18 protein-coding genes are annotated in these 16,097 nt (G+C 43.2%); all 18 read right to left on the reverse strand.

The genetic code is table 11. The features are described 5' to 3' along the window. Positions 1-86: 86 nt before the first annotated feature. The 18 genes from A3M5_RS0110785 to A3M5_RS0110870 all read right to left on the reverse strand — a co-directional run bounded on the left by A3M5_RS0110785 (position 87) and on the right by A3M5_RS0110870 (position 16,081). Positions 87-650: a ReoY family proteolytic degradation factor gene (locus A3M5_RS0110785; RefSeq protein ID WP_018393781.1), complete on the reverse strand. Its 564-nt coding sequence runs from the start codon at positions 648-650 to the stop codon at positions 87-89. 19 nt (positions 651-669) lie between these two features. Beyond that, positions 670-1,938 (reverse strand): tetratricopeptide repeat protein, encoded by a 1,269-nt coding sequence (locus tag A3M5_RS0110790; RefSeq protein ID WP_018393782.1) that lies wholly within the window; start codon positions 1,936-1,938, stop codon positions 670-672. Positions 1,939-2,097: 159 nt separating this feature from the next. Beyond that, positions 2,098-3,375 (reverse strand): 3-phosphoshikimate 1-carboxyvinyltransferase, encoded by a 1,278-nt coding sequence (gene aroA, locus A3M5_RS0110795; protein WP_018393783.1) that lies wholly within the window; start codon positions 3,373-3,375, stop codon positions 2,098-2,100. A gap of 16 nt (positions 3,376-3,391) precedes the next feature. Continuing rightward, positions 3,392-4,495, reverse strand: coding sequence for a prephenate dehydrogenase (locus A3M5_RS0110800; protein WP_018393784.1), 1,104 nt, complete (start codon positions 4,493-4,495; stop codon positions 3,392-3,394). Between the two features lie 15 nt (positions 4,496-4,510). Continuing rightward, a complete protein-coding gene (hisC, locus tag A3M5_RS0110805) occupies positions 4,511-5,608 on the reverse strand; it encodes a histidinol-phosphate transaminase (RefSeq protein ID WP_018393785.1) in 1,098 nt (365 codons plus the stop codon). A gap of 15 nt (positions 5,609-5,623) precedes the next feature. Continuing rightward, entirely contained in the window at positions 5,624-5,995 is a 372-nt protein-coding gene (gene aroH, locus A3M5_RS0110810; protein WP_018393786.1) for a chorismate mutase, read from the reverse strand. Continuing rightward, positions 5,989-7,083 (reverse strand): 3-dehydroquinate synthase, encoded by a 1,095-nt coding sequence (aroB, locus tag A3M5_RS0110815; RefSeq protein WP_018393787.1) that lies wholly within the window; start codon positions 7,081-7,083, stop codon positions 5,989-5,991. The genes aroH and aroB overlap by 7 nt, the downstream gene beginning before the upstream one ends. A 3-nt stretch (positions 7,084-7,086) precedes the next feature. Further along, positions 7,087-8,262, reverse strand: a complete 1,176-nt coding sequence (gene aroC / locus A3M5_RS0110820; protein WP_018393788.1) for a chorismate synthase — start codon at positions 8,260-8,262, stop codon at positions 7,087-7,089. A 151-nt stretch (positions 8,263-8,413) separates the two neighbouring features. After that, positions 8,414-9,184 (reverse strand): CheR family methyltransferase, encoded by a 771-nt coding sequence (locus tag A3M5_RS0110825; protein ID WP_026221679.1) that lies wholly within the window; start codon positions 9,182-9,184, stop codon positions 8,414-8,416. Between the two features lie 125 nt (positions 9,185-9,309). Further along, positions 9,310-9,756 carry a nucleoside-diphosphate kinase gene (ndk, locus tag A3M5_RS0110830; protein ID WP_018393790.1) on the reverse strand — a complete coding sequence of 149 codons (447 nt, stop codon included), beginning with the start codon at positions 9,754-9,756 and terminating at the stop codon, positions 9,310-9,312. Positions 9,757-9,852: 96 nt separating this feature from the next. Next, positions 9,853-10,815 carry a heptaprenyl diphosphate synthase component II gene (hepT, locus tag A3M5_RS0110835; RefSeq protein ID WP_018393791.1) on the reverse strand — a complete coding sequence of 321 codons (963 nt, stop codon included), beginning with the start codon at positions 10,813-10,815 and terminating at the stop codon, positions 9,853-9,855. Between the two features lie 24 nt (positions 10,816-10,839). Continuing rightward, positions 10,840-11,544 (reverse strand): demethylmenaquinone methyltransferase, encoded by a 705-nt coding sequence (locus tag A3M5_RS0110840; protein ID WP_018393792.1) that lies wholly within the window; start codon positions 11,542-11,544, stop codon positions 10,840-10,842. A gap of 4 nt (positions 11,545-11,548) precedes the next feature. Further along, positions 11,549-12,304, reverse strand: a complete 756-nt coding sequence (locus A3M5_RS0110845; RefSeq protein ID WP_018393793.1) for a heptaprenyl diphosphate synthase component 1 — start codon at positions 12,302-12,304, stop codon at positions 11,549-11,551. 88 nt (positions 12,305-12,392) lie between these two features. Beyond that, positions 12,393-12,962, reverse strand: a complete 570-nt coding sequence (gene folE, locus A3M5_RS0110850) for a GTP cyclohydrolase I FolE (RefSeq protein ID WP_018393794.1) — start codon at positions 12,960-12,962, stop codon at positions 12,393-12,395. Between the two features lie 154 nt (positions 12,963-13,116). After that, entirely contained in the window at positions 13,117-13,389 is a 273-nt protein-coding gene (gene hbs, locus A3M5_RS0110855; RefSeq protein ID WP_018393795.1) for a non-specific DNA-binding protein Hbs, read from the reverse strand. 176 nt (positions 13,390-13,565) lie between these two features. Next, positions 13,566-15,041 carry a stage IV sporulation protein A gene (gene spoIVA, locus A3M5_RS0110860; RefSeq protein ID WP_018393796.1) on the reverse strand — a complete coding sequence of 492 codons (1,476 nt, stop codon included), beginning with the start codon at positions 15,039-15,041 and terminating at the stop codon, positions 13,566-13,568. Between the two features lie 96 nt (positions 15,042-15,137). Beyond that, positions 15,138-15,863, reverse strand: coding sequence for a YphF family lipoprotein (locus tag A3M5_RS0110865; protein WP_018393797.1), 726 nt, complete (start codon positions 15,861-15,863; stop codon positions 15,138-15,140). A gap of 14 nt (positions 15,864-15,877) precedes the next feature. Beyond that, entirely contained in the window at positions 15,878-16,081 is a 204-nt protein-coding gene (locus tag A3M5_RS0110870; protein ID WP_018393798.1) for a DUF2768 domain-containing protein, read from the reverse strand. Positions 16,082-16,097 lie beyond the last annotated feature (16 nt).

Raw genomic sequence — 16,097 nt, forward strand, 5'->3', positions numbered from 1 at the left:
TTTTTCACCTCTTTTTTTATCATACACTCCCTTTTCTGCTGTTGCAAACATGAGTGCGAGGCAAATGGCAAAAGAAAAACGCCTGTTTAATTATCAGACGTTTTGATGTGTTTTGCTAGATCATTTAATTGATCAGTCAACTGTAAAAATCGTTCTTTGTCTCCGCAATCAAGCGCTTCATCAATTTTTTCATTAAGCCTATCCCGTTGAAATTCATAGACGCTCCATTTCAAAAACTGTTCTGCCAGTTCTTTTTCTTTTTCTGTTAACCTCATCTGCTTTGGCATAAAAGGATTTTCTTCTCGAACGGCTGCGTATTGGTGCGACTGAGGAGCACCGTTAAACTTCAATTCAATAAAAATGTCTTCTTCTTTATTTAAACGTATATCATGAAACGATTTCTCCGCGTCTGTTGTCATAATATTGTCTTTAAAAAAACGAAACGGCGCGCTGTCTACACAGTGTGCAGACATAATCATGCCGCGCGGGCAATATTGGGCATCATCGACAAAGTGCACATTTTCCATCAGCTGGTCGTGGCTCATTAAATAGTTTAAAATCCAGACGGATTCTCTTCTTTTCAACTGATAATGATTTAAAAACCAGCGGATAAAATCTTTTTTCTCATGAGCAGAAACCGGGGCAGTCATTACCATCACTCCCAATCACTTAGTATACATCCATTTTAAGACGATCGACTAAATCTATCCATTCATCATTTTGCGGCTCTTCTTTTAAAAGCATTTCAAATACGACAAGCGCGTCAGCACGACGTCCTTCTTCAAGTAAAAAATATCCATATTCTGATAAAAATTCCGTGTTTTCTTTTAATATAGGGAACAACTGTGCATACAGTTCGCCGGCTTCTTCATATTCTTCCAGACGCTCAGCCGCACGCGTCGCATCCCATAAAAGAAGAGGTTCTGCACTGCCTGATTCACGGAACATCGAGACGATTTCAAGCACTCCCGCGTACTGTTCTTTTTTCATTAAAAGCGCATTTAACGCAAGTGCCGCTTCTGTATATTCTGGATCAAGGGCTAACGATTCGCGTAAATGAGATTCTCCTTCTTCTTCCATTCCGCTTTTCAATGCCAGTTTGCCGGCAAGCAAATACAATTCTTTTTGGTACGTATCACGGGCAAGGCCGGATCTTGCCGCTTCAAGGGCTAAATCGATTTCTTCTTCCATTTCATATGCACGGGCAAGGTGTAAATAAATAGAATGGTAATCCGGGTCCAGTTCAGCTGCCTCTGTTAATTTAATCGCCGCGAGTTTATACTGTCCTGCTTGAAATGCAGTGAAACCGTACATGAAGAGCGTATCGACATCCACTTTTGAATCAAGCGCTTTTTTATAGAACGGCAGACTTTCTTCAAACGCTCCGCCGGCACTGTATGCTTCGGCTAATCGTTTATAAATCAAAATGCCAGCGATCTCAGTTTCATTCGCTTCAGCAAGCGTCTCATATTGCCGCACCGCTTCCAAAAACTTGCCTTCTTCCAAATATAATTCACCGAGTGCAAGATTTATGATTAGCTCGTCCGGCTCTACACGCTGCGCTTTCAATAATTTTTGTTCACTTACTTCATACAGCCCTTGCATTTGATAGATGTCTGCCAGAACGAGCAGCGAGCGTGCATAAAACGGATCGGTATCATCAATTTCCTCCAGAATATTCATCGCTTCTTCTTCTCGGTCCATCTCGACCAGTGTCTCGGCTAATAGCAACGACAACTCGCCTTCTCCCGGAAACGACTCTAGGAGAACCATGAAAAGCTGTCGTGCTTCATCTAAAAAACCTAGCTGGAGCAATTGCTCACCCAGCATGAATTGTTCTTCTGCGTCGCTTGAGGCAAGTACACTCTCATACAGTGAAGACGCCTTTTCCATGTCTCCCTGTTCAAGATGTGCAATCATTTTCTCTGCATTTATCATACATATTCGCCTCTTCTTTCATCAAACTTCTTTTCTTGATTCTTTATTTTAATCAAACACATTCAAATCATCAACTTTTTCGCCTGTATTGTTAATTCTATTCTTTTTGTTCATTTCCTTCTTTTTATAAACTGGAAAAACGTCCTCGACAAGAGGACGTTATTTGATCAGCTGATTCACATGTTCGAAAAATTCTGGATAAGATACCGCAATAGCTTCAGGATTCTCAAGCTTGACTTCTCCATCTGCAATAAGTGCTGCAATGGCCATGACCATACCAATACGGTGATCACCGTGAGAAGAAACAGATCCACCGTGCAGCTTCGATTTTCCTCGAATGATCATTCCATCATCGGTCGCTTCAATGTCTGCACCCAGTTTTTTCAACTCATCGACAACCGTGTCGATCCGATTCGTCTCTTTTACTTTTAACTCTTCCGCATCGCGAATAATGGTTTCACCTTCTGCTTGCGTAGCCAGAAGCGCTATAACCGGTATTTCATCAATTAAGCGAGGAATAAGCGCTCCGCTAATTTCGGTACCTTTTAATTTGGATGTACGGACTGTAATCGTGCCAATTTCTTCGCCTTTAAAAGATGTTTTTTCAATCGTCATATCGGCACCCATTTGTTTGAATACATCAATAATTCCAGTACGCGTTTCATTTAATCCGGTATTCAGAAGAACAATCTCGCTATGTGGAGCAATGGCAGCAGCAACCATAAAAAACGCTGCAGAAGAAATATCGCCTGGTACGTATACATCGGTTCCTTTAAAAGACTGACCACCTTTAATGATGATGCGGTCTCCTTCGCGGCGGACGATACCGCCAAACTGTTCAATCATTTTTTCCGTGTGGTCACGCGTCGCTTCTGGCTCGATAATAACGGATTCACCTTCTGCCTGCAGTGCGGCGAAAATAACAGCTGATTTTACTTGGGCGCTCGCGACAGGAAGCCTGTATTCTATCGTCTTTAGCTTGCTGCCTCGGATGGAAAGCGGCGTAAACCGTCCATTATCGCGTCCCGCTATATCCGCTCCCATTGATGCAAGCGGCACCGTTACACGATCCATTGGGCGTCTGGCAATCGATTCATCGCCAATCATGACCGAATGGAACGGCAATCCTGCAAGAATGCCCAGCATAAGACGTGTTGTCGTCCCCGAGTTACCTGTATCGAGAATCGACGACGGTTCTTTTAATCCATCCCATCCTGTTCCATGAACAATAATTTCTTCGTCTGTTTCTTCAATCTCTACGCCAAGTTTGCGGAAGCAATCAATTGTACTTAAACAGTCTTCCCCTTTTAAAAAGTGACGAATGACCGTTTTTCCATTTGCAAGCGCACCGAACATAATCGAGCGATGCGAGATGGATTTGTCGCCAGGCACTTCAATTCTCCCGCCAAGAGACGGTTGTCCGAAATTCAGTTTCATCTGTTCATACCCTCTCTTATGCTAAATATAAGTCGTACGTCGTTTTTTGCTCAATGCAAATTTTTGCACGTAAGCGATCTTTTTCATTTTGAAAACTAATAACAAGAACACCGAATACATCTTCGCGTGTTTCCATAATGCGAATGTTTGTAATACTGATGCGCTCTTCAGCCAAATAGGCAGTCAACTCCGATATAACCCCTGGATAATCGGGTACATCCACGTACAGCTCGTAAAAAGAAGGAATCGCACCTTGTGAACGAATCGGCAAGGAATCACGAAATGTTTTGGCATCATCAAAATAACGATACAACCCATCCTCATCTTCTTTTTCTAAAATAGAAAGGACGTCATTCATTTCATCGCGCCAGTCCGCCAGAAGCGTAAGCAACATCTCTTTATTATGAAGCGAAATGTCTTTCCACATTTCTGGATTAGATGACGCAATGCGCGTAATATCTCTAAATCCACCAGCTGCTAGCCGTTCAATTAGCGGGTTTTCATCGTTAAATTTTCGCGCTTGGTGAACGAGGGAAGCGGCAATAATATGCGGAAAGTGGCTAATGACACCCGTCATTTCATCATGCTGCTCTGCTGTTACTTCCATTATTTTTGCCCGCGTGCCTTCCAACCATTTTTTTAAAATAGCTATATTCTTTTCTTCTGCCGATTTTGGTGGCGTCAACAAATAAAACGCATTTTCAAAAAGCAATTCTTTTGCTGCTGCAACACCGCTTTTATGCGATCCCGCCATTGGGTGGCCACCGATAAATGCAATGCCTTTCTCTTCTAATACACGTGCCCGCTTCATAATACGGCTTTTCGTACTGCCTGTATCCGTAATTAATACACCTTTTTTTAGTGGAAGTGATGCCAGATGCTCAATCATATGCTCCGTCTGCAAAACAGGCACAGCAATAATGATTAAATCTGCAGTAGCTGCACCAGCTTCAAATGAGGCCGCTTTTTCATCAATAATATTAAGCGCGTCCGCAAGCCCCAGTTCGGATTCGCGTAAATCAAATCCGATAATATGTGCCTGTGGATGGGCTTTTTTAATCGCCTTAGCAAGTGATCCACCAATTAAGCCAAGGCCTGCAATAAACACATTTCCCCTCATAGGCGAGTACACCTTCTATCTCTTCACAGTTTCTGTCAAAAAGCCTTTCATCGCTCTCATGACGCCTTCGTTTTGTTCTTTTGAACCGACTGTTACGCGGACAGTGCCTGGAACGCCAAGCGCTGCACCCGATCGAACGATGTAGCCTTTTGACATTAAATATTCAAACAGCTCATCGCTATCACATTTAAAATCGATCAAAATGAAGTTAGCTTCAGACGGATAATAATCTAAGTTTTCTTCCTTGCAAAATGCATAGAACTGTTCTAAGCCCGCTTTGTTTTCAGAGCTGCACATCTCAATAAATGATTGATCACTGATAGCTGCTGCTGCCGTCTGCTGTCCGAGTGTGTTTACATTGAACGGTTCACGAACAGGATCAAGCTGCGCGATTAATGACTCATCCGCAAAGCCGTAACCGACACGAAATGCCGCAAGACCGTAAATTTTTGAAAATGTGCGAAGAACGATCACATTCTTATATTGCTTGATGATTTCACGTGCGTCGAAGTAATCTGCTGCTGTAACATACTCATAATACGCTTCATCAAGCACAACGAATACATCTTGTGGTACGCGGTCTAAAAATGCGCGAAGCTCGTTGTCTGTAATATGTATGCCAGTCGGATTATTCGGGCTGCACAGCCAGACAATTGCTGTGTTTTCATCAATCGCATCAGCCATCTTATCGAGGTCATGTGCGCCTTCTAAAAGCTCAATTTCACGGACTTCCGCGCCTTCAACAACGGCATTATGACGATACTGAGGAAATGTTGGTGTCGGCATCACTGTATTTTTACCTGGTTCTAGCATGGCACGGGAAATCATTAAAATAATTTCATCTGAACCGTTGCCGAAAATAAGCTGCTTTTCATCGAGTTGTAAAAATTCAGCCATCACTGTGCGTAGACTACCTGTGTAGCCATCCGGATAAATCGCGAACGAATCAGCATATGCATGAATGCACTCTTTCACTTTTTCTGATGATCCAAATGGATTTTCATTCGATGCCAGTTTCACAACTTCTTTCAATCCATATGCTTTTTTTACATCGTCTGTCGTCCGTCCTGGCTGATAGGCTTTTAATGATAACATCTGCTCTTTCCATTTCATATTTGCAGTCCCCTTTCAATTTGTTGATTGCTGTAAATCAGGACGCAAAACGACTGCATCCTCTAAATAGATATGGCGAATATCTTTTTGCGCGACTTCTGTGTTCACGTGCATCATAATGCGAATGCATTTCTCTAAGCCGCCTTTTATCGCCAATTCCTGCATACACATGACAGGCACATATTCCCATCCTTTTAATTGGCGAAGAGCACGTGCTGGAAACATTGCATCTAGATCATCTGTTGCTGAAATAAAAGCCGAGCATACACTATCCGGTTCAATCTTGTTTTGTTCAATCATGTCCTTAATCAAACGTTCTGTTGCTTCTATCATTTCTGCACCATCGTTTTGTTTCACCGTGATGGCCCCGCGAATTCCTCTTACCAATGCACGGCCTCCTTTCGAAATTGTTCATCTATTTTCTGCAATTCTTCTTTCGTCATATCCGTCACGTATGGGTGACCAATTTTATTTAATAAAACAAATCGAACCGTGCCGCCAAACGCTTTTTTATCGCGCGTCATGACGTCATATATGTCATCAAATGAAAACGCTATTCCGGATTCAACTGGATAGCCTATCGTTTTTAGCCACACAGCAAAGGACGGAATGTCGAACGACAGACCATTTTTTGATGCTGATGCATATAGGGCAAAAATCATTCCACAAGCAATCGCTTCTCCATGTGCTATATTGCCGTAGCCGGATAACGATTCAATCGCATGACCATACGTGTGACCAAAGTTTAAATACGCACGCACGCCTGTTTCAAGTTCATCTTCTTTCACGATCGCCCCTTTAATTTCAATGCCTCGCTTCAAGCTATGTTCCAGAAAAGAACCTGCGATGGCCTTTACATCGTTCACGTTCGCGCGAATGTCATGATATAGTTCCACATCAGCGATTAATGCATGTTTAATCACTTCTGCAAAACCACTTCTCGTTTCTTTTTCAGACAGCGAGTGCAAAAACAGCGTGTCGTACATAACCGCTTCTGGCTGATGAAATGCGCCGATCATGTTTTTACCGAGCGGATGATTGACAGCTGTTTTCCCACCGACTGCACTGTCATGCGCTAAGATCGTTGTCGGCACTTGAATAAACGGAATGCCGCGCATATACGCTGCAGCACAAAAGCCAGCTAGATCCCCGCATGCGCCGCCGCCAAATGCAACGACGAGTGAACGACGGTCAAGTGCACATTCGAGCATTCGTGTTAAACACTGTTCAAATACGTTGAATGATTTCGCTGATTCTCCCGCCGGTACATTATGCCAGTCAGCTGGAATCCCTTCAGGCAATGCTGACTCGAGACGTGCTCCATGAATCGTACGCACCGATTCATCTGCAATGATAAATAATCGTGTCGGCTTTTGTTTCATTTCGTCGATGAAAGAAGCGATCGTATTGATCGCTCCCTCACCGATGATGACAGGATATGTTTTGTTCACTGTTTCTATCATCACTTGGTTCATTCATTAAAACTCCTTTGCGTACTGCTTATGATCCTCAATCTGCCGAATAAGGGCATCCATCCGGTCACCGTTAAACTGCTCTAAAATGGCCTGTGCAAGCTCCCATGCAACCGCTGCTTCTGCCACAACGGCTGCTGCCGGTACCGCACAGCTGTCCGAGCGCTCAATGCTTGCAGTAAACGTTTCTTTCGTGTCAATATCTACGCTCTCAAGCGGTTTATAAAGCGTCGGAATCGGCTTCATGACACCTCGTACAACGATTGGCATTCCATTTGTCATGCCGCCTTCAAATCCGCCAAGGCGATTCGTTTTTCGGTAAAAGCCTTTTTCTTCGTTCCAGGTAATTTCATCATGCACTTCACTGCCAAATTTATGGGCTGCTTCAAAGCCAATGCCTATTTCCACGCCTTTAAACGCATTTATGCTAACGATGGCTGCTGCGACCTTTGCATCAAGCTTCCGATCGTAATGCACGTAACTTCCTACGCCAATAGGCATCCCTTCTGCGATGACTTCCACCACGCCTCCGATTGAGTCACCATTTTTCTTTGCGTTATCAATCGCTTCGATCATTTTCTGTGCTGCGTCTTCGTCTAAACAACGGACAGACGATTCTTCGCTGCGCTCTTGCAGCTCTTGAATTGTATCAAATTGAATATTTTCTGCACGGATGCCACCAATTTCAATGACATGAGATGCAATTTCAATACCGAGCAGTTTCAACAGCTTTTTCGCTGCAGCACCGGCTGCTACACGGACTGTCGTTTCACGTGCAGATGAACGCTCAAGTACGTTTCGCATATCTCGGTGTCCATATTTAATACCACCGTTTAAGTCCGCATGTCCCGGACGGGGACGGGTAATTTGACGCTTCACTTCCTCAGCCGCTTCTTCTCCTTCAAGCGGTTCAATGCCCATAATTTTTGTCCAATGTTTCCAGTCATCATTTTCAACAACGAGCGTAACTGGAGAACCGAGCGTTGCACCATGGCGCACCCCGGATTTGATCGCGACTAAATCTTTTTCAATCTGCATACGACGTCCGCGTCCATGCCCTTTTTGACGGCGCAGTAAATCAATGTTAATGTCTTCGGCTAAAAGCTCCATTCCCGCTGGCAGCCCTTCAATAATCGCTGTCAACTGTGGGCCATGTGATTCCCCTGCTGTTAAATATCTCATTTTCCTTCTCCCTTCAGTACGTTAAAGCGGTTATGTACTACTATATCATATTTTATTTTTGTGGAACAGCCGAAACGACTGTTTTTGAGCATTTTATCACAATTCCATGTTTATTTGTGACAAATTTAAAAAGCCATTACGGCCCCCTGCTTTACCCTTTTTTATAAAAAAACGTATCCTCTACTTCAAACCCATATCGCTCCGGATTAAAAATCTGTTCTGTACTGCCGACAAACAGAACGCCGCCGGGACGTAGTGCTGAATTGAATTTATGGTACAGCCTATCTTTTGCTTCTTCTGTAAAATAAATCATAACGTTCCGGCAGACAATTAAATCATAGCCTGATTCGAACCGATCGGACAGCAAATTTTGCTGTTTAAATGTTACTGTACGTTTAATTTCATCAGCTATTTTAAAATACTGTCCTTCTTCTCGAAAAAATTTTTTCCTCACTGCATCCGGTACTTCTTCCAATGAGCGCTCGGAATAAACACCTATTTTCGCTTTTTGAATCACGTTCTGATCAAGGTCTGTTGCTTGCACCTTTACCGCGGACAGTGGCATAACATTCGAAGACACCATGGCCATTGTATACGGCTCTTCTCCTGTCGAACATGCCGCGCTCCATACTTTTAAGCGGCTGTTTTCTTTGAGGAGGCGCGGCAAGATTTTTTTCTCCAGCACGTCCCAACGTTTCCTATTTCGGTAAAATTCCGACACATTTATCGTCATCCGGTCCAGAAATTCATTCATCATATCTTGATTACTGCCTAATGCGTCGAAAAAAGCCGAGAATGATTGGTAGCCTTTTTTTTCATAAAGTGACGTTAGCCGCCGTTTCATCTGAGCTTCTTTATATAGAGAAAGGTCAATTCCTATTTTCTTTTTAATGGACGAAACAAACTTTTCGTAATCGTCTATTTCACTCACCCTTTCCCACGTCGATTCAGTCTACCTTTTATTATAGCTGAATTTAGGAAAAGTAGTGGTATCATTTTCACACAAAAAAAGCTTTCAGCCTCAAAAACAGCTAAAAGCTTTCAAAATTAATATACCCATTCAGAACCAGACTTTTGATAGTGTGTCAGTTCTTCTTCTTTAAAGAAAATACCGATTTCACGAGCTGCGCTTTCTGGAGAATCAGAACCATGAATGATGTTTTTGCCAACACTTACTGCATAATCACCGCGGATTGTTGCTGGTGCTGCATCTTTCGGGTTTGTAGCACCCATCATTTGACGCGCAGTCGCGATGACATTCTCGCCTTCCCACACCATCGCAAAAACAGGACCGGATGTAATGAAATCCACAAGTTCACCAAAAAAAGGACGTTCTTTATGCTCACCATAATGCTTTTCCGCTGTTTCGCGTGATACGTGCATTAGTTTTGCTCCAACAAGACGGAATCCCTTTTTCTCAAAACGTGCTGTAATTTCACCGATTAATCCGCGTTGTACACCATCCGGTTTAACCATTAAGTATGTTTTTTCCATCTTTCATCACTCCTAAAGTTATGTATACCGCTTTCATGCGGACATGATGAATCGTATCATTTTCATTGTAAATTTACAACGCTTTCATGGAAAAAATCAATATTTTCTGCGGCCTATAAAGTGGGCTATTTCACGGAGCGAATTTTGATGACGTCCCGGTGGAAGTTCATCTAGAATAGCCAGTGCGCGGTGTAAATAACGGCGGCTTAATTCATTTGATCGTTCGATTGCATCGCTTTGCTTCAACAAGAAAATAATTTCATTAATATCCTGTCTGTCTGTATGGGCGGAAACATCTACAATGCGGCTGCGCAGTTCATCTTGCTCCATTGCATACAAAACAGGCAATGTAATATTCCCTTGTAAAAGATCACTGCCGGCCGGTTTCCCTAGTTCTTTTTCACTACCAGTAAAATCGAGTATATCATCGGTAATTTGGAATGACATCCCTACGTTATAGCCAAACTCGTACAGTTTACGATGAACGTGAGCAGGCGCTCCTGCAGTAATCGCACCGAGTTGACAACTAGTAGCAATTAAAATCGCCGTTTTCCGTTTGATTCGACGCAAATAGTCACGCAAATGTTGATCATACCGGTATTTATCTTGAATTTGTACAATTTCGCCAATGCACAGTTCTGTCATCGTATGTGACAAAATTTGATGGGCTTCCGGATCATCTATTTGTGCCATGCATTCAAGTGCTGCTGCAAAAATAAAATCCCCTGTATACATGGCAATACGGTTATCCCATTCTGCTTTCACCGTCTTTTCTCCACGCCGTATAACCGCGTCATCGATGACATCATCATGAACGAGCGAAGCCATATGAATTAATTCAAGTGCGGCAGCGGCATACTTTATCTGGTGAATATCGTATTCGCCAAATTTCGCGCCGAGCAAAAGCAAAACCGGACGAATTCGTTTTCCACCTGCCTTGAGCAAATGGACAGATGCCTCTTCTAATATAGGAGAGTGAGATTTCACCGCGCGTTCGAGTTCTTTTTCGATTAAATCAATATCCGCTTTCATAAGCGAATAGATCAGTTTAATATTCATTCTTTTCTTCACCCGGCTTTTGATCTATTGTTTATTCCCATAGTGTGTCGCCGCCACGCCGCCTGTATGTGGCTTGAAGCGTACGTTTGTAAATCCCGCCTGCTGAAACATCCGTGCCAATTCTTTCATATCAGGAAAGTGACGGGCAGATTCTTGCAGCCACGAATATTCATCATAGCTTTTAGCAAACAAACGGCCAATTGCCGGCATCACATAGCGGAAATACAATGTATATCCTTCTTTGAAAACCGGCAGCTCCGGCTGACTCGTTTCTAGACACACGGCCATGCCGCCTGGTTTTAACACACGATTCATCTCTTTGAGCACCTGCATATAATCTGGCACATTGCGAAGACCAAAACCGATTGTGACATAATCAAACGTATTATCTTCAAACGGCAGTTCCATTGCGTTGCCATGAATAAGCTCTACTTGATCCAAATGTGCCGCCTGCACTTTTTCTTCGCCAACTCGCAGCATATTTTTACTGAAGTCGATCCCTTTAACAGCGCCTTCTTTACCGACTACTTCAGCAAGAGCCATCGTCCAGTCTGCCGTACCGCAGCAAACATCAAGCGCTGAAGATCCGGCCGGCACATTCATGATTTTCATTGTTTCTTTGCGCCACCGTTTATGCTGCTGAAAACTGATGACAGAATTCATTTTATCGTAATTCCCATAGATTTTTTCAAACACATGGTGGACTTTTTCTTCTTTCGATTGCTGCATGTCGTCACCCTTCTTCCGCATATCGAAGTTCACGGTCAAATATACGGTCATATTCTGCCTGTACAACGGCTGCTGTCTGCTTATCCAGCTTTTGTATATGCATAAGAATACTGCTTTCAAGCTCGTATAAATAGCTCTTTATTTCATCTATCACATGGGAGGAATGATTGAGCATATGAAGAAGCACACCGTATACAATAAATGGATTTTCCATTTCATTACGAAGACGTTCCGCCGTCAATAATAAAGACATCGCTTCAATTAAATTATCATCCGCCTCATTTTCTACGCAGACAGCACGAATAATATTCGATTCAATCACGCGTACAGTATGGAACACATCTGCTGATGACGTACATTCTTTCTGGTGAAGCGCTGTTTTCATTTCGTTTACTTGTTTAACAGCTTCAGCCAACATACTAACGTAATGAATACATCCCGCTTCTGCCAGTGTCCGGTAGTACATTCCGCTGAAATAATCACCTGCTAGGGCAATTAACTGATCCTTTTGCGTGATCTCCGTCAAGATTGGTGCAATCTGATCGTGCGTATCAAGGGCCAGTTGAATGATTATAGCAGCTGTCATTTGCTTTCGTACTTGAAGTGTTGTTCGTTCCTTGTCTGTAAATGCCAGCATCAAAGCAGATACCCGCAGAGAGTTAATGTCGGGAGCACCGATCACTTTGACCAAAGATGACTGTGAACACGTCCGTCTAATTTCCTCCACTAGCGCTTTCTGTTCAATTTGCCACTCATCCATTTCTAAAACCCCTCAATCTCAAATCAAATCATTGTTTTTTTATTTCCCGTTCAATTAAAAACAAGTACAGTATACCATAAATCGCTCATTATGACGATCGAATGAGCGCAAGGAGTTCTGTCCGAAGCTGTGAATCATTTTCATAGCGGCCTCGTGCTGCTGTCGTCACTGTCTTCGCACCCGGCTTCTTCACGCCACGCATCGCCATACACATATGCTCTGCTTCTACAATCACCATCGCACCATGCGGCTCCAGCATTTCCATAATGGCATTTGCAACTTCATTTGTAATCCGTTCTTGCAGCTGCGGGCGCCGTGCCACCGTTTCAACAGCACGAGCTAGTTTGCTAAGACCCGTTACTTTTCCGCCTTTTGGCAGGTAGGCTACATGGGCATGGCCAAAAAATGGGACGAGGTGATGCTCACACATCGAATAGAACGGAATATCCTTTACAAGCACAAGCTCTTCATACTGCTCTTCAAAGACCGTTTCAAAATATTCTTTTGGATCCGTATGAAGACCAGAAAAAGCTTCTTCATACATTTTCGCTACCCTTTTTGGTGTATCCTGCAGGCCTTCACGGTCCGGATTTTCTCCCACTGCTTCTAAAATGAGGCGCACAGCCTCTTGAATTTTGGCATGATCTACTCTATCCATTCTAATCACTCCTGTATATGCTCAATGCGTTTATTTATGTACTGTTATACATATTAGCATACCAATTCATTGTCCGGCAAAGAGAAGTTGTTCATAAAAAACGGGACCGCCCTTAATAGAGCAGTCCCATCTACAGCCTCAATTGGCTATGTACTTATTTAACTGCATCTTTTAAAGCTTTACCCGGTTTGAATGCAGGTACTTTACTTGCAGCGATTTCGATTTCTTCACCTGTTTGTGGATTGCGTCCTTTACGTGCAGAACGTTCGCGTACTTCGAAATTTCCGAAACCAATCAATTGTACTTTGTCGCCTTTTGCCAATGTGTTCTGGATGGCATCGAAAAGAGCATCCACCGCTTTCGTAGCGTCTTTCTTTGAAAGTTCTGCTGTTTCTGCCACTTCATTGATTAAATCAGTTTTATTCATGCCATTCACCTCCTCCTGGATAGGACCCGATAAACATTGTTATATCAATGTTTTACCGTAATTCTGTTAAAAGATTATCACATGTGTTCGGTCATATCAAGTAGAATCCCCCTCAAACGTTCAATTTCACCGTTTTCATACAAAAAAGACTCTCGAGATCGAGAGCCTGATCGTTTTCATAGTAAAATAGCAATCATGCCGCCCGATCCTTCATTAATGATTTTCTCAAGTGTATCTTTTAATTTATAGCGTGCATTGTCCGGCATAAGAGATACTTTGGACTGGATACCCTCACGGACAATCGAGCTTAAATTGCGCCCGAAAATATCGCTTTCCCAAACGGACAATGGATCTTCATCATAGTTTTTCATGACGTGCTGTACAAGTTCTTCACTTTGTTTTTCTGTCCCTATAATAGGAGAGAATTCTGAGTCTACATCGACTTTAATCATATGAATGGACGGTGCGACCGCTCTTATTCTGACACCATATCTTGAACCATGACGAATAATTTCAGGTTCTTCAAGGCGCATATCCGCAAGCGACGGCACCGCAACACCATATCCCGTCTGTCTCACCATATTCACCGCTTCTTCCACCTGTCCGTATTCTTCTTTAATACGAGCGTAATGCTGCATAATTTCCAGCAAGTGTTCTTTGCCGCGCAGCGGTTCGCCAATAATTTCATTGACGATTGTTTCATACAAACCGTCCGGTGCGTTCAAATTAATTTCTGCAACCCCCTGGCCCATGTCCATCCCAGTTAAAACGGCTGATTGGATATACTCGCCGCCGCCAAATTGATCGACGACACGATTGACATCGCGGAGCCGCTTAATATCTTTCACTGTTTCTTTGACCATATCATTATAACGGTCACGCAGCCAGTGTGATTCGTCAAGTGCCATAATCCAGGAAGGCAAGTGTACGTTCACTTCATGGACTGGGAACTCAAACAGCGCTTCTTGCAGCACGTGCAGCACATTCGACTCTGTCATCGCTTCCACAGACATTGCCAGTACCGGAATATCGTATTTCTCACTTAATTCTTGTTGTAACTGTGCCGTTTCTACATGATCGGGTCTTGCCGTATTAATAATGACAATAAACGGTTTACCAACTTCTTTGAGCCCTTCAATCGCTTTTTCTTCCGCTTCTACATATACGCTCCGTCTTATTTCGCCAAACGATCCATCTGTCGTGACCACAACACCGATTGTCGAATGCTCTTCAATCACTTTGCGCGTTCCGATATCAGCCGCTTCATGAAAAGGGACTGGCTCATCGAACCACGGCGTTTGAATCATGCGCGGGCCATGTTCATCTTCATACCCTATCGCTTCCGGAATAACATAGCCAACACAGTCAACGAGCCGGATGTTTACTTGTACACCGCCTGCCTGCACTGCAGCCGCACGGCTTGGAACAAATTTCGGTTCAGTCGTCATGATCGTTTTACCGGATGCGCTTTGCGGCAGCTCGTCCTGCGCTCTACGCCGCTCTGATTCACTGTCCATATTCGGTAAGACGAGCAGTTCCATAAAACGCTTAATGAATGTTGATTTTCCTGTCCGAACAGCACCAACCACGCCTAAGTAAATATCTCCTTCCGTTCGTTCTGCTATATCTTTCATCAGCTCTGCCTTTTCCATGAGGAGCCCCCTTCCGTACTTAACGGCCCGTCCGCCGTCAACAATACATTGTATGAACGTGTGCCTGTCTTTATGAAAAAAAGAAGCCTGACTGAGTTAGTCAGACTTCCTGCCGTTCATAAAAATAGGCTCTCCCTGATCGTCCACTGTGTACGGGACAGAGTACGCGGGTACAAACGGTGATGATTTCACGAGTAATGAACGGATATCTTCACCTGGCTCTGGCTTTTCCTTCGTTTCCTGCAGTACGGCATATAAATCGGCCGCATAATCAATATACAACGTTCCATCACCACTCATAACAAACGGCAATTGCTTCTGTGAATATGGACTAGTCACATGTGGTTCTTCTTTATAACCAAGTTCCTTAAAATCAATCGAATACACGTTATCAGCAAGTGTCTCTTTAAATGGCGGATACTTATGTGCAATTAATCGAATATTAATACTTTGAATTTGCTCGGCAATGCGTAAGTCAATTAATTTAACGGTTGGATCGGTTTCTACATCTACAAGAACATACTGGTAAATACCACCGCTTTCAAACGCATTTCCTGGCGGTTCTTCCATATATTGCGGTGAAATTTTGCTGAAGTCAATCGGGTATTTTTCATATATATCCGGGTCGTCTTCTTTTGTTTTAATCGGCAAAATCCCATCTTGTTCCAATTGAAATTGATCAACTGCTACCTGCACAGCCTGCAATTGATCTTCGTATGGCACTTGATTTTGACTGCGGTTTTCATCGGGATATAAACAGCCACTTAAGAATAATACCGCGGTCATCATCACAAAAACAACTGTTTGATTTTTTTTCTTCATCGCACGATACTCCTTTACAGACCAGTCGGACCGCTTAATACCACATAAGCCACAATAAGACCGCCAATGACCATGCACAAATAAGCAAAAAGTGCAGTCACACCTTTTATAGCTCTGTTGTTTATTTTATAGCGGCTTACATATATCGAGAAAATGGCGACGATCATCAGCCCCATTCCGGCAAATGATATCCACATTTTGAGCATTGATGCTGACATTCCGATTCGTCCTTTC

It is taken from the genome of Bacillus sp. 37MA (assembly GCF_000372765.1).
Lineage (GTDB): Bacteria > Bacillota > Bacilli > Bacillales > Domibacillaceae > Domibacillus > Domibacillus aminovorans.

What these genes read in the sequence shown, in the direction of transcription:
- A3M5_RS0110785 (WP_018393781.1), bottom strand. Translation starts at nt 650, where the DNA reads ATGACTGCCCCGGTTTCTGCTCATGAGAAAAAAGATTTTATCCGCTGG.
- A3M5_RS0110790 (WP_018393782.1), bottom strand. Translation starts at nt 1,938, where the DNA reads ATGATAAATGCAGAGAAAATGATTGCACATCTTGAACAGGGAGACATG.
- aroA (WP_018393783.1), bottom strand. Translation starts at nt 3,375, where the DNA reads ATGAAACTGAATTTCGGACAACCGTCTCTTGGCGGGAGAATTGAAGTG.
- A3M5_RS0110800 (WP_018393784.1), bottom strand. Translation starts at nt 4,495, where the DNA reads ATGAGGGGAAATGTGTTTATTGCAGGCCTTGGCTTAATTGGTGGATCA.
- hisC (WP_018393785.1), bottom strand. Translation starts at nt 5,608, where the DNA reads ATGAAATGGAAAGAGCAGATGTTATCATTAAAAGCCTATCAGCCAGGA.
- aroB (WP_018393787.1), bottom strand. Translation starts at nt 7,083, where the DNA reads ATGAACCAAGTGATGATAGAAACAGTGAACAAAACATATCCTGTCATC.
- aroC (WP_018393788.1), bottom strand. Translation starts at nt 8,262, where the DNA reads ATGAGATATTTAACAGCAGGGGAATCACATGGCCCACAGTTGACAGCG.
- ndk (WP_018393790.1), bottom strand. Translation starts at nt 9,756, where the DNA reads ATGGAAAAAACATACTTAATGGTTAAACCGGATGGTGTACAACGCGGA.
- hepT (WP_018393791.1), bottom strand. Translation starts at nt 10,815, where the DNA reads ATGAATATTAAACTGATCTATTCGCTTATGAAAGCGGATATTGATTTA.
- A3M5_RS0110840 (WP_018393792.1), bottom strand. Translation starts at nt 11,544, where the DNA reads ATGCAGCAATCGAAAGAAGAAAAAGTCCACCATGTGTTTGAAAAAATC.
- A3M5_RS0110845 (WP_018393793.1), bottom strand. Translation starts at nt 12,304, where the DNA reads ATGGATGAGTGGCAAATTGAACAGAAAGCGCTAGTGGAGGAAATTAGA.
- folE (WP_018393794.1), bottom strand. Translation starts at nt 12,962, where the DNA reads ATGGATAGAGTAGATCATGCCAAAATTCAAGAGGCTGTGCGCCTCATT.
- hbs (WP_018393795.1), bottom strand. Translation starts at nt 13,389, where the DNA reads ATGAATAAAACTGATTTAATCAATGAAGTGGCAGAAACAGCAGAACTT.
- spoIVA (WP_018393796.1), bottom strand. Translation starts at nt 15,041, where the DNA reads ATGGAAAAGGCAGAGCTGATGAAAGATATAGCAGAACGAACGGAAGGA.
- A3M5_RS0110865 (WP_018393797.1), bottom strand. Translation starts at nt 15,863, where the DNA reads ATGAAGAAAAAAAATCAAACAGTTGTTTTTGTGATGATGACCGCGGTA.
- A3M5_RS0110870 (WP_018393798.1), bottom strand. Translation starts at nt 16,081, where the DNA reads ATGTCAGCATCAATGCTCAAAATGTGGATATCATTTGCCGGAATGGGG.